Below are 22,874 nucleotides of genomic sequence, written 5' to 3'. Positions count from 1 at the left end.
TATTCATAGTTTATGCCCTATTTTGATGACATACGTAACCGATTTCAGCATGAAACTATGCTGAAGAAATTACTCTACATCAATATTGCAATATTTTTATTGGCTCAGATAACAATCATTAGCTTGCGATTGTTTAATAGTGATGGAACGGAATGGCTTGCTTATGCAGAAGTACCTTCTAGCTTGCCTTTGCTAGCAATGAGGCCTTGGACTTTGCTGACATACATGTTTTTGCATGTTGGTTTTTTACATATTTTATTCAATCTGCTTTGTCTATTCTGGTTTGGGCAGTTATTTCTTCTTTATTTTTCTCAGAAGCATTTGTTGGGAGTTTATTTGTTAGGCGGTTTTGCCGGTGCGCTTTTCTATATTGGCGCTTATAACTTGTTCCCTTATTTTGCGATTGTAAGGGAGAATAGCTTTTTGTTAGGAGCTTCGGCTTCCATTATGGCAATTATTGTGGCTGTTGCTACTCATGTTCCTAATTTTGAAGTTCCACTATGGCTTTTTGGGAAGGTGAGGCTGAAATACATTGCTGTATTTACATTAATAATCAGTATCCTGGGTGTTTCTTCAAATAATGCCGGAGGAGAGTTTGCTCATTTGGGAGGAGCTTTGATCGGCTTTATTTTTGCAAAACGTTTTCATGCAGGAAAAGATCTTACTAAAGGAATTAATAAGTTGATTGATGGTATTATTACATTATTCAAGCCCAGACCGAAAAGAGTAAAGATGACATATACCCGGGCGAAGACAGATGCTTTTTACAATAAACAACAACACGACAACGAAAAAGAAATTGATGTTATTTTAGACAAAATCAAACGTTCGGGTTATGATAGCTTATCTGCTGAAGAGAAGAAAAAACTTTTCGATCGTAGTAGTAAATCTTAATGATTGAGATATGAAATCCATTGTTAAATTTATATTACTCGTGCTCAACATGCTTTTTGCTTTGGGAATGTTGATGGGGAAAGCTGCTACGATTATTGAACCGTTGCATTTTTCTGTTTTTGCCTATTGTGGATTAGCTTTCCCGTTTTTATTGGCCGCAAACATTGTTTTTTTTATTTTCTGGATTGTTGCGAGGAAATGGAAATGGACGCTTATCACTTTGATAACTTCGCTTATTTGCATTAATAATATAGGTAACACATTTCCTATCCATTTAGTGAAACATTCTGTTTCGCCGTCATCTCCTATATTGACGGTAATGAGTTATAATATTGATGCCTTTGGCCAATATGCACCACACAAGGAAGACAGAATTGGTGGGGGATTGCTTTCTTATATCAATGGCAAACAGCCTGATGTGGTTTGCCTTCAGGAGTTTTTTGTATATAAAAATTCCAAGAACAAGGTGAGCGAAAAAAATATTGTTCACTTGCTTAGCAATCTGCCCTATCATTACATTCATTATTCATTGCACGCAGAAAAATCGAATGAAGGATTAGCTATTTTCTCAAAATATCCTATTGTCAATCATGGGGTATGCAGATTTTCAAAAGGCTATTACACCACTATCTTTGCGGATATTAATGTTGACGGGGCAATGATTAGAATATTTGATCACCACATGGAATCGAATAAATTTTCACTTAATGACCGCAAGCATTACGCTGATTTGGTAAGTGATTTTTCTGCCGAACAGTTTCATAATGTAGCGCTGACGTTTTCTACCAAGATGAATGAAGCTTACGGATTACGGGCAAAACAATCGGATACAGTAGCGACGGCGATAGTCAAATCGCCTTATCCTGTGATTGTGTGTGGTGATTTTAATGATGTGCCTGTTTCATATACTTACACTACGATAAAAGGAAAACTAATTGATACTTTTGCTGCTGTAGGTTCAGGTTATGGAAATACTTATAGCAGTAAGTTTTTCCCTTTCCGTATTGATTATATCATGTGTGATCCTAAATTTCATCCAGTCTGGAGCCATGTGGATAAAGTGCATCATTCCGATCATTACCCTATTTTGTCAGGTATTTCCTTGTGATAATTTTTTATTAATGCTGTATTTTTTATTATGAGAAAGTTTGTAAGTAATTTATATACAGTATGTATGATAGCACTGATACGCGAATTACGTATGCTTTCTAAACAAAAAGTCGTTATTCAATGAAGATAAGATATTCTGTCCCCCATATTCATCTTGCATCACTATGTTTACTGATTCTTGCATTGTTTCTGCTGGGAAGTTGTACCTCAAAAAATCGATTTTATGTCAATGTGAATGCTATTCCGCTACACCTTACTATTCATCCTTTCGAACAGGATTTCTTTGCTATTGACACTTCTCACGTAGCGGAAGGTTTGGCACAATTGCATAGCAAATATGGGCCTTATTTGAATCTTTATTTGCATAATGTGATGCAATTTGATACTGTTGGAAGTAAAGAGGTTGATGATCAGGTAAGAGCTTTTTTGGAGGATACAGCTGTAAGAAGTATATTTCGTGAAACCATTCGCCAATATGCTAATGATTCAGATATATTGGCCAAAGTCACTGATGCTTTTAAACGATTTCATTATTTTTTCCCGAATCACTCCATTCCACAACTGTATTTCCATGTTTCTATGTTCAATCAATCGGTAGTGACAGATAATAATGTTGTTTCACTGAGTGTTGACAACTATTTAGGACCAAATTATTATTGGTACAAAAAGATCGTGTATGATTATTTACGTTATAACATGCGACGGGATAAAGTACCTTCCGATTTTATGGTCGCTTATTTGTTGTCTGAGTTCCCGATGGCTCCGTCAGATCGTTTTTTGGATAATATGCTTTATCGTGGCAAATTAATGTATATGTTAGCCGCCTTAATGCCCGATGAAAAACCGAACGTCTTAATGGGGTATACGCCTCAGCAAATGGAATGGTGCAAAAAGAATGAAAAAGGAATTTGGCTGAATCTTTTGGATAACAAACAATTGTATAGTACCGATCCAATGGTCTCAACAACATATCTGAATGATGCTCCTTTCACATCTGGCGTATCGCAAAATTCTCCTGGGCGTATCGGAATCTGGTTAGGTTGGCAGATTGTAGCGCAGTATATGGATCATCATACTTCTGTTACTTTGCCACAGTTGATAGCTGACAATAACTATCAGAAAATGCTTGAGGATTCAGGCTACAAACCTTAAGAAAGGAAATATTATGATGGAACCAGCTAGTACAGCAACACGTAAGAAACTTTTTTTGTTAGATGCTTATGCATTGATATATAGAGCCTATTATGCTTTTATAAAAACTCCACGTTACAATTCAAAAGGTGTTAATACATCGGCTATTCTTGGTTTTGTAAATACACTCGAAGATGTTCTCCGTCGGGAACAACCATCCCATATTGCAGTAGTCTTCGATCCTTCTGGGCCTACTTTCCGTCATGAAGCTTTTGAACATTACAAAGCAAATCGTCAAGAGACTCCGGAAGATATCCGGAAAGCAGTTCCAATTATCAAAGATATTGTGGATGCCTATCGTATTCCTGCAATTCAGATTGCTGGTTTTGAAGCTGATGATGTGATCGGAACGCTTGCTAAGAAAGCAGCTGCTGAGGATTTTGATGTTTATATGATGACCCCGGATAAAGATTACGGTCAATTGGTGTCAGAACATATTTTTATATATCGCCCTAAGCATACGGGCGGTTTCGAAATCATGGGAGCAGAAGAAGTAAAAGCTAAATTTGATCTTGACAGTCACGAACAAGTGATCGATCTGTTGGGCCTAATGGGCGATGCTTCCGACAATATTCCTGGATGTCCAGGTGTGGGAGAAAAATGGGCTGTCAAGTTACTCAAAGAATTCGGAAGCATTCAAAATCTGCTAGAGAATACGGATAAACTCACAGGCTCCATTAAGGATAAAATAGAGAATAACAAGAAACAGATCGAATTTTCACGATTCCTTGCAACCATCAAGATAGATGTCCCAGTAGAGCTTAATGAAGAAGATTTGAAGATTGAAGATCCCGATGAAGAAAAACTGACAGCTCTCTTCGCTGATCTCGAATTCAGAACACTATTAGCAAGAAGGAATGTTTCGACAGTACAAGCTCCAATATCGAAATCTACTGTTCAAGACTTTGCACAACAAACCTCTCTTTTTGGTGATGTCAATCCGGAAACGCATGAGATAGAAGTGATTACTCCGCAATACAGCCATTTGGCATCCATTGCAACTACGCCGCATCAATATCGTGCTGTTGTTACATTCGAAGAGAGAACCCTTCTTCTCAATACTCTGATGCAGCAATGTTCTGTCTGCTTTGATACAGAAACAGATTCGTTGGATGTGTTCACTGCCAAATTGGTTGGAATGTCGTTTGCCTGGCAAGAAGGAGAAGCTTTTTATGTCCCGGTTCCTTCAGATATAAACGAAGCTCAACAGCTTGTAGATGATTTCAAACCGTTTTTTTTGAATGAAACCATTGAGAAGATCGGGCAGAATATGAAATTCGATCTCTTAATTCTTTCTAACTATGGTGTAAAGATCAAGGGCCCAATCTTTGATACCATGATTGCCCATTATCTGTTGCAACCTGAGCTGCGGCACAATATGGACTATTTGGCAGAAATTATGCTTGTCTATAAAACCATTCATATCGATGAACTGATCGGCCCGAAGGGGAAAAACCAGCTTACCATGCGTCAGGTTCCGCTCGAAAAAATCACTGATTATGCTGCCGAAGATGCTGATATTACCTTTAAATTAAAACAACTCTTAGCTCCCAAAATTAAAGAGAATGGACTGGAGTCGTTATTTTTTGATGTTGAAATGCCGCTCATGCGTGTCTTGGCTGAAATGGAACAAAACGGAGTTCTTATTGATGATGTAGCGTTGAAGCAATCGTCTGAAGTCCTGACTGATGAAATGCTAAACATCGAAAAAGAAGTACATGCCATGACCGGGATAGAGTTTAATATAAGCTCCGCCAAGCAGGTAGGTGAAGTGTTGTTCGAGCGAATGAAGATTGTTGAAAAAGCGAAGAAAACTAAATCCGGTCAATACTCTACCAATGAAGATGTATTGGAATCACTTCGCGGCAAACATCCTGTAGTGGATAAAATTTTGGAATATCGTGGCTTGAAAAAATTATTGAGCACTTATATCGACGCACTTCCAGCCCTGATCAATCAAAAAACCGGCAAAATTCATACATCTTTTAATCAAACTGTAGCTGCTACGGGACGTCTTAGTTCCAGCAATCCCAATTTGCAGAACATTCCTATTCGGGACGAGCAAGGGAAAGAAATTCGTAAAGCATTTATTGCTGAACCCGATTGCTACTTCCTTTCTGCCGACTATTCGCAGATAGAACTGCGAATTATGGCGCATTTAAGTCAGGATGAAAACATGATAGATGCATTCAAGTCGGGCTATGATATTCATGCGGCAACGGCAGCCAAGATTTATCATCTTCCTATTGATCAGGTGACATCCGATATGCGACGGAAGGCAAAAACGGCCAATTTTGGTATTATTTATGGCATCTCGGTATTCGGTCTTTCTGATCGGCTGAGAATCCCCCGAGGCGAGGCTAAGGAGCTTATTGATGGTTATTTTGATACTTATCCACAAGTAAGAGCCTACATGGATTATTGCATTCAAAACGCTAAAGTCAACGGCTGGGTTGAAACATTATTACATCGTAAACGCTATTTGCCCGATATCAATTCTCATAATGCCAACGTACGCGGTTTTGCAGAACGAAACGCAATTAATGCTCCGATTCAGGGGACTGCTGCAGATATAATTAAAATAGCGATGGTGCGTATCAGTCGCCGCTTTCAGGAAAAACAACTTCGCTCTAAAATGATTTTACAGGTGCATGATGAATTGAACTTCAACGTGGTACACAATGAACTTGAAATTGTAAAGAGCATTATCATTCAGGAGATGGAAAGCGCACTATCTCTGTCGGTTCCGCTTAAAGTTGATGTTGGCGTAGGACAAAACTGGCTGGAAGCGCATTGATTGTTTGTGTAAGTAAGGCTTTACTTGTTGTTTTGGTCTTGTAGTTTGTACCGTAACAGATCAATCATAAAAGTAATTTCCATTGCGTCAATTCCCGCTTTGAGTAAGAAAGGAGCGTCCTGATGAAAAGCAACGAAAAAATCTGCATGATCGTCTCTGAATAGCTGGACACTTTTTTCGTATCGTTCCGTGGCATTTGTGCGCTGCCCCATGATCCAAGCAATATGTCCGGCGTTAAGCCAGTCATGTTTGGTAGACGCACCACTTTCCATGATTTTTTGCGAATATTTCTCTGCTTGTTCTTTTTTTCCGCAAAGAAATGAACACCATGCAATAGCTCGCCATACTTTTGGTTCCGAATTAGTGAGTTCCACTTTAAAATAGGCATTCAATGCTTCTTCATAAAGTTGTTGCTGCATCAATAAATGACCGATTTGCAACTGAATAGATAAATTATTGACATCTAATGATTCTGCACGACGATAATAAGATAAGGCGTCGTCAATCTTGCCAACCATTTTGTAGCAAAAGGCGATTTTCCGGGTTAACCATTTCTGTGTCGGAATGAGCGCTTCTGCTCTTAAGTAGAATGTCAATGCCTGTTGAAAATCTCCCTTTTGCTGCGCACAATAACCCATTTTTTGGTATAAAGAACCTTTATCTGTATGATATTCTATCAATTTTTCAAACATTTCGAAAGCCTCATCGTAATGATCATGCATAAAGTAGAATTCTGCAATAGCTAACTGTTGTTCGGTTGAAAATTCCAACTGAGAAAAAAACCATAACCGATGTAATGACAATGCGTTATCAAATAAAGGATAGAAGTCTTCGCGATAAGGATTTAGTTTGAAAAAGCGATATAAATCCTGGATATACTGGTTCGAAAGTTGTTCCACCAAAAGATTTTCAGGCAAAATACTGCTTTGAGTTACTTCTTTATATTGTTCATTTTCAAGCTGAAATGCCTGTATCATTGATTCCCGCTGTTTTTCTGATATGGTTCTTAGACTGAAAGCGAGGGAATATTTATCGGAATTACATAAAAAGACATTGTCTGCCAATATGTTAAATACATCATGCTGTTCATTAAACAGATCCGCAATTTCTGAGTAAGTCTTATCAAAGGGTAACCACCAGTTTTCGATTGTATAAAAGAATGAATACTGTTTCAAATGAGCGAAGGCATTCATGTAAACATCAGCGCCCTGCATTTGTAGTTCGCTCATCTCCATTAGCTTGTCAGCAACTCCGCTTTGTTCGATCATTTCTTGCCAATCTGGATTTTTGTCTTCCCACTCTTCGGGAGAAGCCCAGCTTTCCATGTCCAGCTTTTCTTTCAGATGCGGTGCAATTTTCATCATTCCAGGTAAGATTTCTTCTTGGATTTTCTTTGAAATCTTTTCAGTTTCAGACGTCCGGATATATTGCATTAGGATAGTTTTCATTGAAGATAAAAATCCGGAATTGTCTTTCAGCTCTTGCAATCGTTCGGTAAAATTGGGATAAAAAGGTAATCTGTCATTGCATTGGGCTGCAATAGCCCATAATCCAGCCAAAGCCCGTTGGCGTACAATTGCCTCCTGATGAGCACAAATGTCGAGCAATACATTTAATCTTTCCTCGCTGAACTGACGGAGCAGTGACAGTGTCAGGGCCGAAACAAAAAAGGCTTTATCCAGAGAAAAAATGAACTCGGATGCGAATAAACTTTTAAGATTACCAGCGGTCATGTTTGATGAAAGCCATATCTCCTGAAAGAGCGCTATCCGAATCTGCTCATGTTTTTCCTTATTTTCCCTCTTTTGAGTTTCTTGGTTTTTTTGTTCCAACAGAGATATCAATACATCGTGTCCCGGAGAAAGATTTTCTAAAGTGGCAACGAGATCCCGAGTTTCAGAATGTAGCCGTTTATACCTGATTTGTTCTGCTTCATAGCCGGATCCGTAGGCGACAGCGGCTTCTTCTTTGAGAAAATCAACCATATGGAATGCCTGGCGAAGCATTGATTGATAGATGTTATTGCGTTGTGGATCATCCACCCCTTGTTCAACGTATTGTATCAGTAATCTATAATTGAATTCCAGTGCAGCCAGCGAATCCAAAATCGATGTTTTGTGCTCTTCGACAGCCCATTGTCTTATAGCATCCAATGCAATTTTTAATTGCTTATTTTGAATGAGTCGGTAGATAATATTACTTCGTTGAATAATGTCAGTTGCTTGCATGGAAATACATTTAATGTGTTTGGAGCGTGTTGTGTGGCATTACATCTTTAGTAGCAATTACTTGATTATTGGATAAATGAATGTAATAAATCTTATCTTCTTTGATGGATTCTCCTGTAATGGGATCTTTGTAGGAAAAACGGCACTCTACTGCACGAACTAATGGTTTTTCAGGATTCATCTTAGCATATTCACTTTTTATTTGTTTTGTGTTACTAAGCCATTTTCCTATGTTTCGTAACTGGTCGAGTTCCTGTGAAACTTCTTGGCGTTGAGACTCCATATCGTATTGTAAATCCATAACCAGTAAGCTTAATAAATTTTGTATTGTGGCTTCGTTCTGGTTCATCAATGAATCAATCGCATAATTATTCAAAGCCTGCTTTATCATGTTGAGGCTGTCTTTCACGGTGATTGTGTTCAACGTGATAAACGTATCGGGATAAAACTGAAACGGAGCGCCTGTATGCATGCTTTGTTCGTATGTCCAAATAGGTTTTTCGTAAGAGTTTGATGATGTGCATGATGCAAAGATGGCAATCAGTCCTGTTAGTAACAAGCCAATGAAAAAGATTCGCATGATGTTATCGGTTCGAATATTAAAATAAAAGAAGCCTTTAGCCGATTTTGCTTATTTTCCGGAGACGCTCTTCGTCAATGATTTTCACTTTTCTGCCATCAACTGAAATAATTTTTTCAGAAACGAAATTCGATAATGTTCGAATGGCATTTGAGGTTGTCATATTGGATAAACTAGCCAGGTCCTCACGGGAAAGATAGATATTAATGGTTGCTCCGTCTTCTTCAAGTCCGTAATTGTCACGCAGAAACAATAGTGATTCCGCCAGTCGACCCCGAATATGCTTTTGAGTCAGGTTTACTGTGCGGGTGTCAGCAATACCTAAATCTTTAGCCATGGCTTTGATAAAAAACAAAGCCAGATCTGTATTTTCCTGAATCAACCGGATGATTACCTCAGAAGGTATTTGAAAAACAGCAGATTGTTCTACGGCACAGGCAGCCGTCACATATGGTTCTTCCGCAAAGAAAGCACGATAAGCAAAATAGTCAATCGGCTTAATCATGCGGACAATCTGGCTTCTTCCGCCTACTCCGTCTTTGTAGATTTTTACTTTCCCTTTAATCAGGCACAAAAGATTTGACGCGACATCTCCTTCGCTGTAAATCATTTCGTTACGTTTGAAAAACTGAACAGTAGAGTTGTTTTGTAAAAACTCTTTTTGTTCCAGTGTCAAAGTATCCCAAATCCCGGACAGTTGACTGATTGTAGGCAATTCAACTTTAGACGGCATGTTTTAGATGTTTTACAACACAAAAGTAAGAATATTATAATAAAAACAGCACAAGAAGCCCAATAAAAAATCTAATGAAGGGTGTCAATCTGGTTTATTCTAGTTGATGTAAAAAATCAACTAGCCGAGCAATAGCTTTTCCGCGATGACTTATGTCATTTTTTACGGACATGTCGAGTTCGGCAAATGTTTTATCCATCCCTTCCGGCTGAAAGAGAGGATCATATCCAAAACCTCCGTTTCCCCGGTCATGCATGGTAATTGAACCTTTCACTTCTCCTTCAAACAAATATTCTTTCCCTTTGTGAATAAAGGCAATCACTGTTCTGAACCTTGCTTTGCGATTAATGGCACCTTCCAGTTCTTTTAATAATTTCACTCTGTTAGCTTGTGGATCTTTATCTTCACCTGCGTAACGAGCTGAATATACACCCGGAGCATTATTTAAAATTTCCACTTCCAGACCGGTGTCATCTGCAAAACATGATTCCCCAAATCGTTCGTACACATAGCGAGCTTTCAGTAACGCATTTCCTTCCAGCGTAGGTTCTGTTTCCGGAATCTCTTCCGTGCAATTGAGCTGTTTCAGGCTAATAATTTGAAAATGAGGCGAAAGCAACGCCTGCGCTTCTTCGATCTTATGTTTGTTGTTGGTAGCAAAAATTAATTTCATAAATGTTTTAATCGATTGTTTTATAATGGATTAAGATTGCTTTCCGGTTCAAAATATTCTATCGAAAAGTGGGTTCCGTCAAACACACCATATGAGAAGTGAGTGATCCAGTCTCCCAGAATACATACACGGCAATTGGGTTTAATGATTAAGTCGAGGATAATATGCCGGTGTCCAAACACAAAAAAATCAATATGTTCTGTTGTTGCAACCTCTTTTGCAAATCGCACCAGAATCTCTTTATTTTCCCCTAGGAAAGACGCATAACCATTGCGTTTTGGTTTCAACCGATTGGATTTCGACCACACTAATCCGAAATTTAAACCTAAACGGGGTGGCAAAAGCCTAAATAGAAACTGACAAAGACGATTATGAAAAATAGATTGTATGATTCTCACCCCTAACGAATGGTCTCCCAAGCGGTCACCATGAGCCAAAAAAAAATGTTTCCCGTTTCGTTCGATGATTTCTGGTTTGTGGTGTACGATGAGACCTATTTCTTCTTCTAAATATCCAAAAGTCCAGATATCATGATTTCCGGTAAAAAAATGAATTTTAATGCCAGCATCTGTCAAGTCGGCTAATTTTCCCAGTATCCGGACAAAACCTTTTGGAACGACTTTCTTGTATTCGAACCAAAAATCGAAGATATCCCCCATTAAAAAAATTTCGTCTGCGTCGGTACGTATGGAATCAAGCCAACGCACCATTTTTCTCTCTTGTTCATGAGGATCTTTCACTAACAATGATCCAAAATGTGCGTCGGAAGCAAAGTATATTTTTTTTGTCATTTGGGGTAATTCCGTGGTTCAATGAGCTTTTTAACGACGTTTTTCTTCCTGGGTGGTACGACGGGCTGGACGTTGTGCTCGTTTTGGTGTTTGTTTTTTTGTATAGCGTTGTGGCTGTTCTTTCTGATATTGTCGGTTATTGACAGCTTCGTTTGTAGTCCGTTGCTGTTCCTGAATTTGTCTGCCTTCGTTTGATTGTTGGCGTGTTTCTCTTTGTTGCACGTTATTCTGTTGTTCACGAGCATTTCGTCTTACTCCTTCATTATTATTGTTTTGAGGAGGATTCTGATATTGTCCTGGCTGACGTGAGCCAGGTGTTTGCGAAGGCACTTCTTTTCTTCGCCCGTTATTGTCATAGTTCGGATTTTGCTGGTTATATCCAGGTTCTCTACCTTGATCGGATGGACGTTGATAGAATGGCAATCTCCCTGCAGGCGCTTCTCCTACTCTTTGTAGCCTGTTCCTATAGTCTCCACGTTCATAAGCCTGATGATAATAATTGTTATATTGAGTTGGGTTGGCGCTTCTCGAATTAATAACAACATAATAGGCATCAGGATTAATGATATACCCTGGTGGAAGTTGTTCTGCGTATTGCCACATCCCTCCCTGATACCACCAGAACCGATTCAAGTCAGGACTATAGTAAAGACCATATGCGGGGAAGTAGTAAAATGCATAACCATAAATTCCTCCTTCCTGAACATATCCGGGAGACACTGTAATGGCACAGCCAGCCATGATCATGGTCAGTATGCCCATTAATGCATAGACAATATATTTTTTCATGGCATATAATGTTATTGTGATTAAAGAATACCTAGTTCGAGTTTTGCTTCGTCGCTCATCATATCCTGGTTCCAGGCGGGTTCAAATACCAGGTTAATAATTACTTCCTTCACGCCTTCGACTGATTCTACTTTCATCCGTACGTCTTCCAGAATAAAATCAGAAGCTGGACATCCTGCTGCAGTAAGCGTCATATCGAGAGTAACAACACCTTCTTCAGAAACATCTACTTTATAAATCAGTCCTAAATCATATACATTGACCGGTATCTCGGGATCGAAGACTGTTCGTAACATTTTGACGATATTCTCTTCGATCGATAGAAATTCATTCATAATTTTTCAAATTTACAATATGCTCGGCGACTTCAAATTCGAAGCCACGCTGAAGCGCAAAATTAATCAATTTTCCTTGCCTTTCGAATTTACTTTGCCCCTTTACCAATGGAGCCTTTTGGGTTAACAATAGGTCCAGTACTTGAGTATATTTTTCCGGATCTATTGCGTCCAACACTGGTTGATAAATGGCTGGCGAGACATGCTTAGCCTGTAGTGCCTGTGCAATTTTTATTTTTCCCCATTGGTTAAATCGGAATTTGTCATTCACAAAACTCTGGCAGAAACGAACTTCATTTATATATCCTTCCTTTTCAAGATAATCCATGATAGCTTCAATCTGTGGCGGAGAGGCTTTCCATGTCCTTAGCCTTCCTTGCAAATCCCATCGGCACATTTCACGACGCGATGCATAAGCTGCCGCTTTTCTAAGCAGTTTGGTTGTAATGTAATCCATTATTAATATTTCGGTTAATTTCTTAGTTTAGCGATGCGCACTTACCATACGTACATTGCTGTATAAATCTTTTTTCAGTTCGACATGATTAAATCCAGCAAGTTTCAAAATACGAACCACTTCCTGTCCAAAATTTGCATTGATTTCGAAAAATAGTTTCCCTTTTGGAGTTAATTTACGTGTAGCCGTTTGGGCAATTGCTCTATAAAATACCAGTGGATCATCTTCGGGTACAAAAAGGGCTTTATGTGGTTCGAAATCCAGGACATTGGCTTGCATATTTTTTTTCTCCTGTTTTAAGACATAAGGAGGATTGCTCACGATAATATCTATAGGCTGTACTTTTTCTGAAAAAACAGGAGAAAGGACATCTGCCTTGAAATAGTTCACCTTTACATTATTTAGTAAAGCGTTTTCATGGGCAACATTCAACGCGTCCTGCGAAATATCACATGCAAACAAAGTGGCATTCGGAAGTTGTTGTGCCAAAGCAACAGCAATGCAACCGCTTCCCGTACAACAATCCAAAATCATGCAGTGTCCGCAGTTTGAATCCTGTAATACCCATTCCACCAATTCTTCTGTTTCAGGGCGGGGGATCAATACCCGTGGATCAACCTTCAGGGTTACTCCATGAAAATCAACATTTCCCAAGATATATTGAATGGGTTCGTGTTTCAAAATCCGGTTGATCCCATCCTCCATCGCATCTGATTGGGAAGGAGTTAGTGTAATTTCTCTTTCAGCCAACAGTCGCGCTTTTGACCATTCCGTGATATGTTGCATTAATTGCAAAACAATGGCATTCGCTTCCGATTTATTGTAAATGGAAGCCAGTCGATCTGAAAATGAGGCAATTGAATAACTCATAGTTTTAGAAGAATTTTTACAATCTCTTGAATAGATGTTATTAACCCACTTCCCCTCAGATTATTCTGATAAGTGATCCGGGTTTAATTTCTTTCAAACAAAAATACGACACTTTTTGCCATTTTGATTCTTGTCCGGAACAGAATCCGCCCGCAGGTGTTTTTTCTTACCTTTGCGTCTTGTATTAAAAAGAGATATGGATAGACTGCGTTTTAGAAGTTTTGCGAGCGGAAGCAATGGAAATTGTTTTTTTATAGGCAATTCCTTCGAAGGTATTTTGATTGATGCCGGCATTGGAATCCGAACTATCAGGAAAGAATTGAAATCCATTGGACTTGATTTTCCCAATATCTTGGGCGTTTTTATCACACACGATCATTTTGATCATGTGAAGGCTATACCACCGTTGAAGGAAAAATATAATGTGCCGGTATTTGCAACATCGGTGATTCATCAGCGACTTGGACACGATGCGATTCCGGAAAGACAGATCATTCAAAAGAATGTTCCAATGCAGCTTAAAAATATAACTGTTACTGCGTTTGAGATTTCACATGACGGCACTGATAATGTCGGATACACGGTAGAATACCAGGGGAAGCGCTTCACGTTGCTTACGGATTTAGGCTATATTTGCAAAAACGCAGCCAATCACATTTCGAAGGCCGATTATTTGGTTATTGAAGCAAATTACGATGAAGAAATGCTCGAAAAAGGTTCTTATCCTGCATTGCTTAAGGAACGTATCCGCGGAAACAGAGGTCATTTGAGCAATAGTGCCGCAGGAAATTATCTTGCTGAAAACATGCCTCCCTCTTTAAAATATATATACCTTTGCCATTTAAGCAATGCCAATAATCTTCCCGAATTGGCCTATTGCACTGTAAGCGATCTCCTTGCTGAACGCGGTTTTGTTGTAGGTCGGGATGTTGAACTGGTTACTCTCGACCGAACTTCGCCATCCGGTTTGTATATTTTTGATTGAGAAAGGCTACTGGTGTAGCAATTCAGCAATTTTTTCAGTCAATGCATGAAATTCCTGCGGAGTATAAAGCCGGGTCAGAAAAACAATTCGTCCATTTTTATCAATCAGTACGTTACGTGTTACACCGGCTTCTTTGTGGGCATACAATTGGAAATGTTTCGCGCCGGGATCCAATGCCATAGGGTAGGTGATACCCGTTGAAAGAATAAAATATTTGGCTACTTTCAGAGGTTCGTCACGGTCGATGGCAAACAGGGCGAAATGAGGATTGTTTTTATATTTCTGCCAGATATCTTTTTCGATAAAAGGCATCTCTCTTCGGCAAACACCACACCAGCTCGCAGTAAACTGTAACATTACCACTTTCCCTTTTAAAGACCATAAAGGTATGGTTCGCCCGTCGGTCAGGGTCATGATAAACGGAGGAGCCCAATCTCCTATTTTTACAATAAACCCATGCGCGTTACTTAGTGTATCTTTTGGTGCAACGGTTTGTTGTGCCATCATTCCCGTGAGCGAAACCCATAGAAAAACGAATAAAAACCAGGTGCGTTTCATGCGGATAATTTGTTTTTAAGTATATTATGAATAATCTGTTCTCTATAAAAATGCAATGAGATATGTATTTTGGATGGAGCTTACTCTCAATGTCCTCAGGGATACAATTTACTTGTTACGAAAGCAAAGATACGTTATTTGCACAATCAACCAAGAGCCCGTTATGAAAGAAATTTATTCAGGTGTGTTACTAACGACTTTTTTCCCGGTTTGTTCTAGTTTTCCCGACGGAAAATGAAAAAAAAGTCGCCCGCGATTTTGGAGCGACTTTTCAATCACAAGTAACCTTTGATTAATTTGTTGTTTGAGTGGTGTCGCGTTGCATTGTCCGGTGTCTGTTCATGGGATGCATATTCCCTTTCATGCATTGCATACTGTCGTTTTTGCATTGCATTCCGTAAGGCATATGATGAGCCGGGCCGCGCATATTTCCCCAATGATTGGAGGTCCTGTATCCCGGTCGCTGCATGTGTCTCCAATGTTGTTGCATAGCTTGCCAATGGTGGCGCATGTGACGTTCCATCCGCTGACACTCCTTAAACTGTTCAGGAGTCAGGATTTTTTGCATTTCAGCATTACGGGATGTAACCTTTGTCCTGAATTCTTTAGCGGCTTCCCGCATAGCCTTGTTCATCTCCATTTGAGCTTCAAACATCTTTACGTTCAAAGCCTCCACTTTAGCTGCCTGTTCATCGTTCAGGTTCAGCGCTTTTTTCATGCGCACTGTTGCTTTTTCTGCTCTGGTTTGGGGAGTGGGGGGTGTTTTGGTTACTTGTGCAGATGACACTACTACACAGAAGGCAGAAAACAATACGCTTAAAACTACTACTTTCTTTGTTGCCATAATCAATACGTTTTAAATGAATAAATACTGAATTGTTGTTCTTTTCATGACTATTGTCATGTATATGATTAGCAAGAGGATGAGAAGTTTAAAATTCAAATGTTAATTATCTGTATTTGGGTCTCATGATTTGTAGGAAAAGATTTCTGCATTAGTCAAACCTCCTGTTTATGCAGAATTCAATGATTTTATTTAATAATTTGAGCCATAAAAATCATAGAATTTAATATACAACGTAAGATTCTTGTGATTTAACTTTGCTGTTAAATAATATGCCAGATTATCTTTGAAATATCTCAAATTTTATTCTTTCTATTGCTTTGTGAGTGAGATATTTGCTTAATTGGATATTGGCGTTTTCTGAGCAAAAAGATTGATCAGATTGCATTAAAGTAATCGAAAAATAAAGATGGCAAATATCGTTAAGCAGGCATTGTTAAAAGCTACAACTTGTGCTAGAAAATTTCATGTTTGTGCTGGATTTATCATAAGACACATTCATTTCCTTTCAGTTGCCGTTCAGGGACGGAACTTTGCATCACATGCATTTGCTAATGAACATAAAAGTTATCGGAGAAAGCAGGAGCACAAAAGTTTCTTTTATGCCTTGCTCAGCCCACGTTTTGCTTCCTGGTGGTTTGATCTTCTGAAATCTCCTGATTTTCTTTTTATTACAAAATATAGACCACGTCTTTATTTTAAACCATTCCGGGTGTATATTTCAATCCGGTGGACAAGATGGCAAAAGGTAAAGGTCATTTTGGATACCTATCGGTTTATTCTGGAACATCAAGCCTTCGTCCCTGTAATCACAGATAAGCATATTGAAATAGCCCGCATTCAACTACAGGAAGATATGGAGGGTTTGTTGGCGTTAGGGTATGATACCCGGTATCGGAAAGAAGGTGAATTGGTTTTATCTTTTGAATGCGAACAACTTGGAGGGTCTATTGCCTCTGTGGCGTTTTCTTTTGAAGAAATAGCTATTGATCAATGGGTTTGTTGGGTCGGGTGTATTCAGGGACATAAAAAAAATGACTTATATGCTGCGAAAACAGCACAAAAGCTGCTACATGGCCTTCGTCCGAAATCATTGGTTGTATTTGCTGTTCAGGAGTTGGTAAGAGAATTGGGCTTTTCGGCTATTTATGGGACGTCGGATTCTATTCAGGCGTATCGGCGCAAACACCTTATCCATATTCCCATGTTTCACAAAATCCCGTTTGACTACGATGCTTTTTGGGAAGAATCGGGTGGAACTCTGGTAAAAGATGGGTGGTATGAGTTACCATTGAAACTGGTTCGTCGTGACATTCATGAAATCAAGACAAGCAGACGGGCGCTTCATCTCCGGCGATACGCCTTAATGGATGATCTTTCCTTAAAGATTACCGAAGCAACAAGGCGGTTGTTATCCTGATTTCTTGTTAACGGAAGTTTTCAGTTGTTTAAATACAAAAGATTCTTTCCAATGACCCATCCTTTTGTTGTTATCTTTTTGTATCAGCCATAAACCGTTTTGTCAGCCATTTCCTGACCGGAATATCATATAGTTTTACGCACGCATAAGCAACAGTTATACTTGCAATGAAGGTAAGGAATGCAACAGGTAATGATTGTATCAACGAAATATGATGATTTGCCACCCAGGCCGTAAACATGTATATAAATGGGTAATGCGTAATATATAATGGATAAGAGAGGTCACCGAGGAATTTGCTGGCCTTTGATGAAAATCGTCCTTTTGTTTCGCCGCTGGCGCCAAGATAAACAATGAAAGGAAAAACGAATATAATACTCAGCGCATCGTAGAGACCATTCACCCAAACATGTCCTGTCCCGCCCAATCTTGGTACAGCAAGGATAATAACGAGCAACAGGCTGCACCATAAAAAGGCATGTTTGATATGCCCTGGCCTGGAAATGCGTGAAAGCAGCAATCCGGCAAAAAACGGATAAAGCAATCGGGTAAAACCAATACGTAGCTCTGCGGGGTCGAGTGACCAGCCGCCGATAATGTCTCCATGATGACCAAACACGGCAAGTTGTATTAAAGCACATCCTGCCAGGAATACAAATACGGCCAACAATTTAGTTGAAAATTTACGGATGATGAGTGCATAAAGGATATTGGCTATGTATTCAAAGAAAAGCGACCAGGCAGGTCCATCCAGCGTATGCATTTCTCCCCACCCTCTGATATCCATGGATGGAGGAGTCGGAAGCAGGGTAAATCCAATCAGCATGATAAGTAATAGTTTCCAGACAGGGGTCTGGCTGATGATTGGGAAAGCTGCACCTGCCTGAAAATAATATGTGATGGCTCCGATCACCATTCCGGCAATAATCATGGGATGAAGCCGGATCAGACGACGCTTGAAAAAACCCTTTAAGCTCATTTTTCCCCAACGGTCGTCATAGGCGTAGCCAATCACAAACCCGGAAAGGACAAAGAAAAAATCAACAGCCAGGTATCCATGGTTGATGATCTGTTTCATGTTGTCTCCTCCCGTAAAGGTTTCCATAAGATGGAACATGACGACGACGACTGCTGCCACGCCACGCAACCCATCCAATATCTCGTAGTGGCTTTTACTGTCTGAAAACGATGCTGAGGAAATGTAATTCATTGGTACCAGTATTTTGAATTTTGTGCTTAAATTGTTGAATGATACATCTTTTATGTATCTATGGCTAAAATGGAAGATCCGGAAATCTAAAAATATTAATTGGATGCAAACATAGCATTTCCTTTTCAAAGCCAAGAGAATAAAATGTCAAAAAAGAAGGCATAATTTGTCAAATGTAAAACAGAGAATTATCTTGCTGCTTTCTTTTGTACCATGCCTGTTGATGAGCCTGAGTTCTTTTGGTGTCGCTTCTTATATAACAAGAATGCCGCTCCTCACGGAGCAGCATTCTTTCGATTTAATGATGAGACATTGTGTAGATTTATCGGCTTTGCTCTCTAGGAGTAATTTGTTTCTGATAGAACTTGGATAGTTTCAATCATATTGCTTTCGTCTTATTTTTCAAGGAAACTACCAAAATGAATATAACTTTACAATACATTTTTGCTTAGTGATATAATTTATATTATAGATCGAGGTAAATTTCGCTTTTTGCCATTTCCTCAAACAAAATTGCTATTTTATCAGTCACCACTTTAGCATAATGCTTTCCTTTTTCTGCTGTTGCTTCTTTAGGATTACCTATACCTGTGTCAGTCGTAGCAAAATTCCAATGACGAGGTGTCCATGCTATTTTTTTATTAAGAGATGCTATAGCAAATGGACGACCAATACCCTCTCCTGCTTGCTCTAAAGGTAATACCCATTCAGGATGAAAATGCATCATTACTGAGGTCTCCATCTCTCCAGCATGCTCATCATTATATTTAAAATAGGACGATTGAGGTTCGATAGCAAACCAGTCAACTACTACCAGGGTAATCTTGGGAAAGTCAATAGCTAAATCACGGATCATATTTTTGAAATTATTTCCACCGTGCCCATTAACAAGAATTAGTTTGCGGAAATGTTGTCGATCCAAGGCGGCTACAATATCAGTTAGGATTGCCTTCTGTGTTTCGTAGCGAGCATGGATACAGAGGGGTTCGTCTATTTGGCCTGGATTTTGAGATCCAAAAGGGATGGCAGGCAAGATTATCGCATGAATTCCTTTCGATGCAGCTTTACTAGCAGCTTCTAACGCAATATCATTGCTTAAGATGGTGTCAGTTCCATAAGGCAAATGCAGATTGTGTGGTTCTGTGGCTCCCCAAGGCAATAAGACAAGATCGATGTGCTTCTTTTGTATTACGGTCAGTGAAGTAGTGTTGAGTTCAGTTTGCGTTATCATATATATTATTTTGAAATGTCCAATCAGCTTAAGTTGTAATCTCGCTCCTGCTAAACTTGAGTTTGTTTAATACTTCAATTTCTTACTATATGCTATGAAGCTTTGAGAATTCATGAACATACCAATAAGAGCAGATCAGTGTAGCATTAAAGTATCATATATACAAATTTAAGCTCTGCAAGAGCGAGCGATACGACAAAAATCAAGAGACTCCATTAAGGCAATCAAATGCAAGCAACACGTTTCTTATATTCCGCTAAGCATGCATCAAGGCGTTCGTGGGCTGTAACATCTCCTGGTACATTATGGGATGGGTGAATATATAATTTGACACCCCTATCAGCTAAAATTTCAGCTACGGTTGTAATTGTCATCCATACCAAAGTAACAAAACCGAGAGTAGAGATTGGTCCGATTTTGTCAATATGATTCTTAAGAGTTACAGAAGCATCGACAACTGGAACACAAGAATCTACAACAATATCTGCTAATTCAAATAAAGTCTTCCCGCATGAGTGACGTGTTGTTTTTCCTACTGCTTCTGCGGCTGATCCATATACTATAACTTTCATGCCGGCTTCTTTTGCCTTTAATGCGACATCAATATTAACATTATTGATTCCAGTATGGGAAAATATCCACATCGTATCTTGTTTGTCAAAATTATAGTTTTTCATAATTTCATTTCCGAAGCCTTCTGCTCTTTCAAGAAACAAGAATTGGTGAATTCCCATTTCGCCAAAAATATGAGTAAAAAAAGTCAATGGCAATTCAAGAATAGGATGAAATCCTACAAACCCACCGATACGGGGGTACATCTCTTCAATTGGAATTGTAGCATGACCACAGCCAAAGGTATGAACCCAATGCTTAGACTCAATGCTATCAGCCATAACTAGCGCTGCTTTTTTGATGTTTTCGATCTGAGTGTTTTCGATTTTTTGCATAACGTCTCTCGCGTTATTTAACCATTCTAATGCTAACATAATAATTTAATTTAATTTTTGTATATAAATAATCTCAAAGCTACGAATAAAATAATTGCTTGTAATATCAAATTAATGGCAAGGAACAATGGGAAGACCGTAAAATCGAATGTTTTTGCCACAAACCCCATTAAATAGTTTAATAATGAATTACCAACAAGAGCGATGAATAATGCAATACTAAATGCTGTGCCAGAAAGTTCTTTATAAGTATTACCCACAAAACTAAGTACTAGAGGAAAGCCTTCGGCTAGACCAAATCCTATCAAAAATAAGCTAATAGCTGCCATTGTAAAACTAGCTGAAAAATAAAGTAGGAGAAAGCCAGATAGAGCTATCAACATGCCGGTATATAACACTAAAAAGGATTTTAAATGAAGTAATATATACGACATTAGCAAACGGGCAAGCACCATACCTGTTACAAAAAATGTAAGGATGAAAACTGTTTTATCGCTTGAAATTGAAGTTGTTTTACTAAGATACAACGTTGTCCAATTATTACATAGACCTTCCATTCCACTTTGAAAAAACAAGATAAAACTAAACAAAAGTAAAGCTGGTGCTTTTATCAAAGCAAAACTCTCCCTTATTGAGAGGCTCTGTGATTGTTTTGGCCGTGGAAATTGAATAAATAAAAAATAAACAACAGACAATAGCATAACTACCCCTGTTCCTTTTAAAATTACTTCATAAGAATATATCTTTGATAATACGCCTAATAGGAGAGGAATTCCTAGCGCTCCTAACCCATAAAAAAAACCAAGTAAACTTAATTTAGCTCCGCGTTCATGATCGTCATAAATATTGGAAGTCAAAGCATTAGTCTCTCCATTAAGAATACCGCCTCCAAATCCAATTAGAAAGATACATGAACGCAACACGTTTAGCTTATCAAAAAAAGTAAGACCTTCGATCCCAATAATAGTAATTAGCGAACTAACTACTAGTAATTTTTTATATCCAAATCGATCCACAATAGGGCCAAAAATAAGAGATCCCAATAGAATACCAATAGGTAAGAATGTAACCAAAGAAGATGCTCCTATTTCATCAAGGTTATATTTTTGAGTTAACAATGGCAATACGGACCCCATCACAATAAATGCGACTCCAAAAAAAGCCATTCCAATACAAGCAGCTAAAAACACTAACTTTTTATTATACATAAGTCTTATATGTATCTGTTTTTGTTATTGTATTTTACTTGATGACAAAGCTAAATATGCTGCCCCAAATAAACCTGCATCACTAGATAGCTTTGAGGCTTCAAACTTAACTTGAGCAATGCTAATAGGTTGTGCCCATTTGTAAGCTTCGTCGTAAATACGTTCAATGAATTGTTTTGCAGGGCCAAATACTCCTCCTCCCCAAATAATTTTCTCAGGATTGAAAAGGCTTACTAGGTTGGCAGCCCCCATCCCCCATACCTGGACTGCTTTATCTAGAATTTGAGTTGCCAGATCATCTCCTTGTTCGTAAGCAGCAAATACATCATATGCGGTGAGGCTATCCGTTGGTTTTTGGTTCATGATACTTTTTTGAAACACACCGTTTTGAATCATTTTTTTTGCTTGTTTGGCAATCCCATTTCCCGATGCTAAAGTTTCAAAATAACCACAAGCCTTATATTCTTCTGAGTAAGGTGTTTCCAATGCCATCCATCCAGCAGCTCCTACAATATCACCCAACCCGTGAAGAATGCGACCATCTATCAAAATTCCCGCTCCTATTCCTGTACCAACTGCAACAAAAATGGCATTGTCGCATCCTTGTGCGGCCCCTTTCCAAACTTCTCCTAAAATATAACAGGTACGATCGTTATCAACGCTCACTTTGATATGTGGTTGGTTAATATATTCTTCAATTTCTTGTTGCAATGCATATTCTTCCCACCCGGAGATATTTGGCGCCCAAACTTTTCCCGTTTTAGAATTAACAATGCCTGGTACGCAGATCCCAATGGCAGCTATTGCATCAATGCCTTCTGAATGAACTTTAATCAAAAAGTCAATTATATTTTTCATTAAAGATCCAACCTCCAAGCCCTTACGCCCTTCTATCAATCTTGTCGTTTTATACAACAAAGAACCATTGGAATCAAACATTGCTCCTGTTACTTTGGTTCCACCCAGATCAATGCCAATTAACTTCATATAATTATATCTTAACTGTTTTTTGAGTGCAATTTG

At 38.7% G+C, this 22,874-nt stretch carries 22 protein-coding genes; 6 read left to right on the top strand and 16 right to left on the bottom strand.

The features are described from left to right. Window positions 1-12 precede the first annotated feature (12 nt). From FHX64_RS13165 to polA, 4 genes are all read left to right on the top strand, one after another. A complete protein-coding gene (locus FHX64_RS13165) occupies window positions 13-894 on the top strand; it encodes a rhomboid family protein (RefSeq protein WP_183414307.1) in 882 nt (293 codons plus the stop codon). Window positions 895-904: 10 nt separating this feature from the next. Beyond that, a complete protein-coding gene (locus FHX64_RS13160) occupies window positions 905-2,002 on the top strand; it encodes an endonuclease/exonuclease/phosphatase family protein (protein ID WP_183414306.1) in 1,098 nt (365 codons plus the stop codon). A gap of 122 nt (window positions 2,003-2,124) precedes the next feature. Continuing rightward, a complete protein-coding gene (gene gldB / locus FHX64_RS13155) occupies window positions 2,125-3,156 on the top strand; it encodes a gliding motility lipoprotein GldB (protein WP_183414305.1) in 1,032 nt (343 codons plus the stop codon). 13 nt (window positions 3,157-3,169) lie between these two features. Beyond that, complete coding sequence (gene polA / locus FHX64_RS13150) at window positions 3,170-5,992, top strand: DNA polymerase I (protein ID WP_246392485.1); 2,823 nt, start codon at window positions 3,170-3,172, stop codon at window positions 5,990-5,992. A gap of 20 nt (window positions 5,993-6,012) precedes the next feature. Here the strand turns inward: polA and FHX64_RS13145 are convergent, their stop codons facing one another. The 9 genes from FHX64_RS13145 to prmC form a co-directional block, all read right to left on the bottom strand. Next, window positions 6,013-8,220 (bottom strand): tetratricopeptide repeat protein, encoded by a 2,208-nt coding sequence (locus FHX64_RS13145; RefSeq protein WP_183414304.1) that lies wholly within the window; start codon window positions 8,218-8,220, stop codon window positions 6,013-6,015. 10 nt (window positions 8,221-8,230) lie between these two features. Further along, a complete protein-coding gene (locus FHX64_RS13140; protein WP_183414303.1) occupies window positions 8,231-8,800 on the bottom strand; it encodes a hypothetical protein in 570 nt (189 codons plus the stop codon). 37 nt (window positions 8,801-8,837) lie between these two features. Beyond that, window positions 8,838-9,533 (bottom strand): Crp/Fnr family transcriptional regulator, encoded by a 696-nt coding sequence (locus FHX64_RS13135; protein WP_183414302.1) that lies wholly within the window; start codon window positions 9,531-9,533, stop codon window positions 8,838-8,840. A gap of 94 nt (window positions 9,534-9,627) precedes the next feature. Next, window positions 9,628-10,206: a non-canonical purine NTP diphosphatase gene (locus FHX64_RS13130; RefSeq protein ID WP_183414301.1), complete on the bottom strand. Its 579-nt coding sequence runs from the start codon at window positions 10,204-10,206 to the stop codon at window positions 9,628-9,630. Window positions 10,207-10,226: 20 nt separating this feature from the next. Continuing rightward, the gene (locus FHX64_RS13125; protein WP_183414300.1) at window positions 10,227-10,997 is read right to left on the bottom strand and encodes a UDP-2,3-diacylglucosamine diphosphatase; all 771 of its coding nucleotides are present in this window, start codon (window positions 10,995-10,997) and stop codon (window positions 10,227-10,229) included. 30 nt (window positions 10,998-11,027) lie between these two features. Next, window positions 11,028-11,786 carry a hypothetical protein gene (locus FHX64_RS13120; RefSeq protein WP_183414299.1) on the bottom strand — a complete coding sequence of 253 codons (759 nt, stop codon included), beginning with the start codon at window positions 11,784-11,786 and terminating at the stop codon, window positions 11,028-11,030. A gap of 20 nt (window positions 11,787-11,806) precedes the next feature. Next, window positions 11,807-12,121 (bottom strand): metal-sulfur cluster assembly factor, encoded by a 315-nt coding sequence (locus FHX64_RS13115; RefSeq protein ID WP_183414298.1) that lies wholly within the window; start codon window positions 12,119-12,121, stop codon window positions 11,807-11,809. Then, window positions 12,114-12,578 carry a regulatory protein RecX gene (locus tag FHX64_RS13110; RefSeq protein ID WP_183414297.1) on the bottom strand — a complete coding sequence of 155 codons (465 nt, stop codon included), beginning with the start codon at window positions 12,576-12,578 and terminating at the stop codon, window positions 12,114-12,116. The genes FHX64_RS13115 and FHX64_RS13110 overlap by 8 nt, the downstream gene beginning before the upstream one ends. Window positions 12,579-12,605: 27 nt before the next feature. Further along, window positions 12,606-13,448: a peptide chain release factor N(5)-glutamine methyltransferase gene (gene prmC, locus FHX64_RS13105; RefSeq protein ID WP_183414296.1), complete on the bottom strand. Its 843-nt coding sequence runs from the start codon at window positions 13,446-13,448 to the stop codon at window positions 12,606-12,608. A gap of 196 nt (window positions 13,449-13,644) precedes the next feature. On the opposite strand from prmC, the gene FHX64_RS13100 reads away from it, so the two are divergent. After that, a complete protein-coding gene (locus tag FHX64_RS13100; RefSeq protein ID WP_183414295.1) occupies window positions 13,645-14,433 on the top strand; it encodes an MBL fold metallo-hydrolase in 789 nt (262 codons plus the stop codon). 6 nt (window positions 14,434-14,439) lie between these two features. Here the strand turns inward: FHX64_RS13100 and FHX64_RS13095 are convergent, their stop codons facing one another. Beyond that, the gene (locus FHX64_RS13095; RefSeq protein WP_183414294.1) at window positions 14,440-14,991 is read right to left on the bottom strand and encodes a TlpA family protein disulfide reductase; all 552 of its coding nucleotides are present in this window, start codon (window positions 14,989-14,991) and stop codon (window positions 14,440-14,442) included. A gap of 292 nt (window positions 14,992-15,283) precedes the next feature. Next, window positions 15,284-15,835 (bottom strand): hypothetical protein, encoded by a 552-nt coding sequence (locus tag FHX64_RS13090; protein ID WP_183414293.1) that lies wholly within the window; start codon window positions 15,833-15,835, stop codon window positions 15,284-15,286. Between the two features lie 409 nt (window positions 15,836-16,244). Here FHX64_RS13090 and FHX64_RS13085 point away from each other — a divergent pair, with 409 nt between their 5' ends. Then, the gene (locus FHX64_RS13085; protein WP_183414292.1) at window positions 16,245-17,255 is read left to right on the top strand and encodes a DUF535 family protein; all 1,011 of its coding nucleotides are present in this window, start codon (window positions 16,245-16,247) and stop codon (window positions 17,253-17,255) included. Window positions 17,256-17,325: 70 nt separating this feature from the next. Here FHX64_RS13085 and FHX64_RS13080 read toward each other — a convergent pair whose 3' ends face one another. From FHX64_RS13080 to FHX64_RS13060, 5 genes are all read right to left on the bottom strand, one after another. Next, window positions 17,326-18,465 (bottom strand): acyltransferase family protein, encoded by a 1,140-nt coding sequence (locus FHX64_RS13080; protein WP_183414291.1) that lies wholly within the window; start codon window positions 18,463-18,465, stop codon window positions 17,326-17,328. 466 nt (window positions 18,466-18,931) lie between these two features. Further along, on the bottom strand, window positions 18,932-19,696 hold the full coding sequence (locus FHX64_RS13075; RefSeq protein ID WP_183414290.1) for a creatininase family protein: 765 nt from the start codon (window positions 19,694-19,696) through the stop codon (window positions 18,932-18,934). A 224-nt stretch (window positions 19,697-19,920) separates the two neighbouring features. Continuing rightward, complete coding sequence (locus tag FHX64_RS13070) at window positions 19,921-20,682, bottom strand: sugar isomerase domain-containing protein (protein ID WP_183414289.1); 762 nt, start codon at window positions 20,680-20,682, stop codon at window positions 19,921-19,923. Between the two features lie 11 nt (window positions 20,683-20,693). Further along, a complete protein-coding gene (locus FHX64_RS13065; protein WP_183414288.1) occupies window positions 20,694-21,851 on the bottom strand; it encodes an MFS transporter in 1,158 nt (385 codons plus the stop codon). Between the two features lie 24 nt (window positions 21,852-21,875). Then, entirely contained in the window at window positions 21,876-22,838 is a 963-nt protein-coding gene (locus FHX64_RS13060; RefSeq protein ID WP_183414287.1) for an ROK family protein, read from the bottom strand. Window positions 22,839-22,874 lie beyond the last annotated feature (36 nt).

It is taken from the genome of Microbacter margulisiae, assembly GCF_014192515.1.
Lineage (GTDB): Bacteria > Bacteroidota > Bacteroidia > Bacteroidales > Paludibacteraceae > Microbacter > Microbacter margulisiae.
Note: the sequence above shows the minus strand (reverse complement) of the source record. Positions and strands in the feature narration are given on the sequence as shown.

Excerpts from the sequence above, each read along its gene's own strand:
- FHX64_RS13160 (WP_183414306.1), top strand. The coding sequence starts at position 905 with ATGAAATCCATTGTTAAATTTATATTACTCGTGCTCAACATGCTTTTT.
- FHX64_RS13140 (WP_183414303.1), bottom strand. The coding sequence starts at position 8,800 with ATGCGAATCTTTTTCATTGGCTTGTTACTAACAGGACTGATTGCCATC.
- FHX64_RS13100 (WP_183414295.1), top strand. The coding sequence starts at position 13,645 with ATGGATAGACTGCGTTTTAGAAGTTTTGCGAGCGGAAGCAATGGAAAT.
- FHX64_RS13135 (WP_183414302.1), bottom strand. The coding sequence starts at position 9,533 with ATGCCGTCTAAAGTTGAATTGCCTACAATCAGTCAACTGTCCGGGATT.
- FHX64_RS13125 (WP_183414300.1), bottom strand. The coding sequence starts at position 10,997 with ATGACAAAAAAAATATACTTTGCTTCCGACGCACATTTTGGATCATTG.
- FHX64_RS13070 (WP_183414289.1), bottom strand. The coding sequence starts at position 20,682 with ATGTTAGCATTAGAATGGTTAAATAACGCGAGAGACGTTATGCAAAAA.
- FHX64_RS13130 (WP_183414301.1), bottom strand. The coding sequence starts at position 10,206 with ATGAAATTAATTTTTGCTACCAACAACAAACATAAGATCGAAGAAGCG.
- FHX64_RS13110 (WP_183414297.1), bottom strand. The coding sequence starts at position 12,578 with ATGGATTACATTACAACCAAACTGCTTAGAAAAGCGGCAGCTTATGCA.
- FHX64_RS13065 (WP_183414288.1), bottom strand. The coding sequence starts at position 21,851 with ATGTATAATAAAAAGTTAGTGTTTTTAGCTGCTTGTATTGGAATGGCT.
- polA (WP_246392485.1), top strand. The coding sequence starts at position 3,170 with ATGATGGAACCAGCTAGTACAGCAACACGTAAGAAACTTTTTTTGTTA.
- FHX64_RS13115 (WP_183414298.1), bottom strand. The coding sequence starts at position 12,121 with ATGAATGAATTTCTATCGATCGAAGAGAATATCGTCAAAATGTTACGA.
- FHX64_RS13145 (WP_183414304.1), bottom strand. The coding sequence starts at position 8,220 with ATGCAAGCAACTGACATTATTCAACGAAGTAATATTATCTACCGACTC.
- FHX64_RS13080 (WP_183414291.1), bottom strand. The coding sequence starts at position 18,465 with ATGAATTACATTTCCTCAGCATCGTTTTCAGACAGTAAAAGCCACTAC.
- FHX64_RS13120 (WP_183414299.1), bottom strand. The coding sequence starts at position 11,786 with ATGAAAAAATATATTGTCTATGCATTAATGGGCATACTGACCATGATC.
- FHX64_RS13090 (WP_183414293.1), bottom strand. The coding sequence starts at position 15,835 with ATGGCAACAAAGAAAGTAGTAGTTTTAAGCGTATTGTTTTCTGCCTTC.
- FHX64_RS13075 (WP_183414290.1), bottom strand. The coding sequence starts at position 19,696 with ATGATAACGCAAACTGAACTCAACACTACTTCACTGACCGTAATACAA.
- gldB (WP_183414305.1), top strand. The coding sequence starts at position 2,125 with ATGAAGATAAGATATTCTGTCCCCCATATTCATCTTGCATCACTATGT.
- FHX64_RS13165 (WP_183414307.1), top strand. The coding sequence starts at position 13 with ATGCCCTATTTTGATGACATACGTAACCGATTTCAGCATGAAACTATG.
- FHX64_RS13085 (WP_183414292.1), top strand. The coding sequence starts at position 16,245 with ATGGCAAATATCGTTAAGCAGGCATTGTTAAAAGCTACAACTTGTGCT.
- FHX64_RS13095 (WP_183414294.1), bottom strand. The coding sequence starts at position 14,991 with ATGAAACGCACCTGGTTTTTATTCGTTTTTCTATGGGTTTCGCTCACG.
- FHX64_RS13060 (WP_183414287.1), bottom strand. The coding sequence starts at position 22,838 with ATGAAGTTAATTGGCATTGATCTGGGTGGAACCAAAGTAACAGGAGCA.
- prmC (WP_183414296.1), bottom strand. The coding sequence starts at position 13,448 with ATGAGTTATTCAATTGCCTCATTTTCAGATCGACTGGCTTCCATTTAC.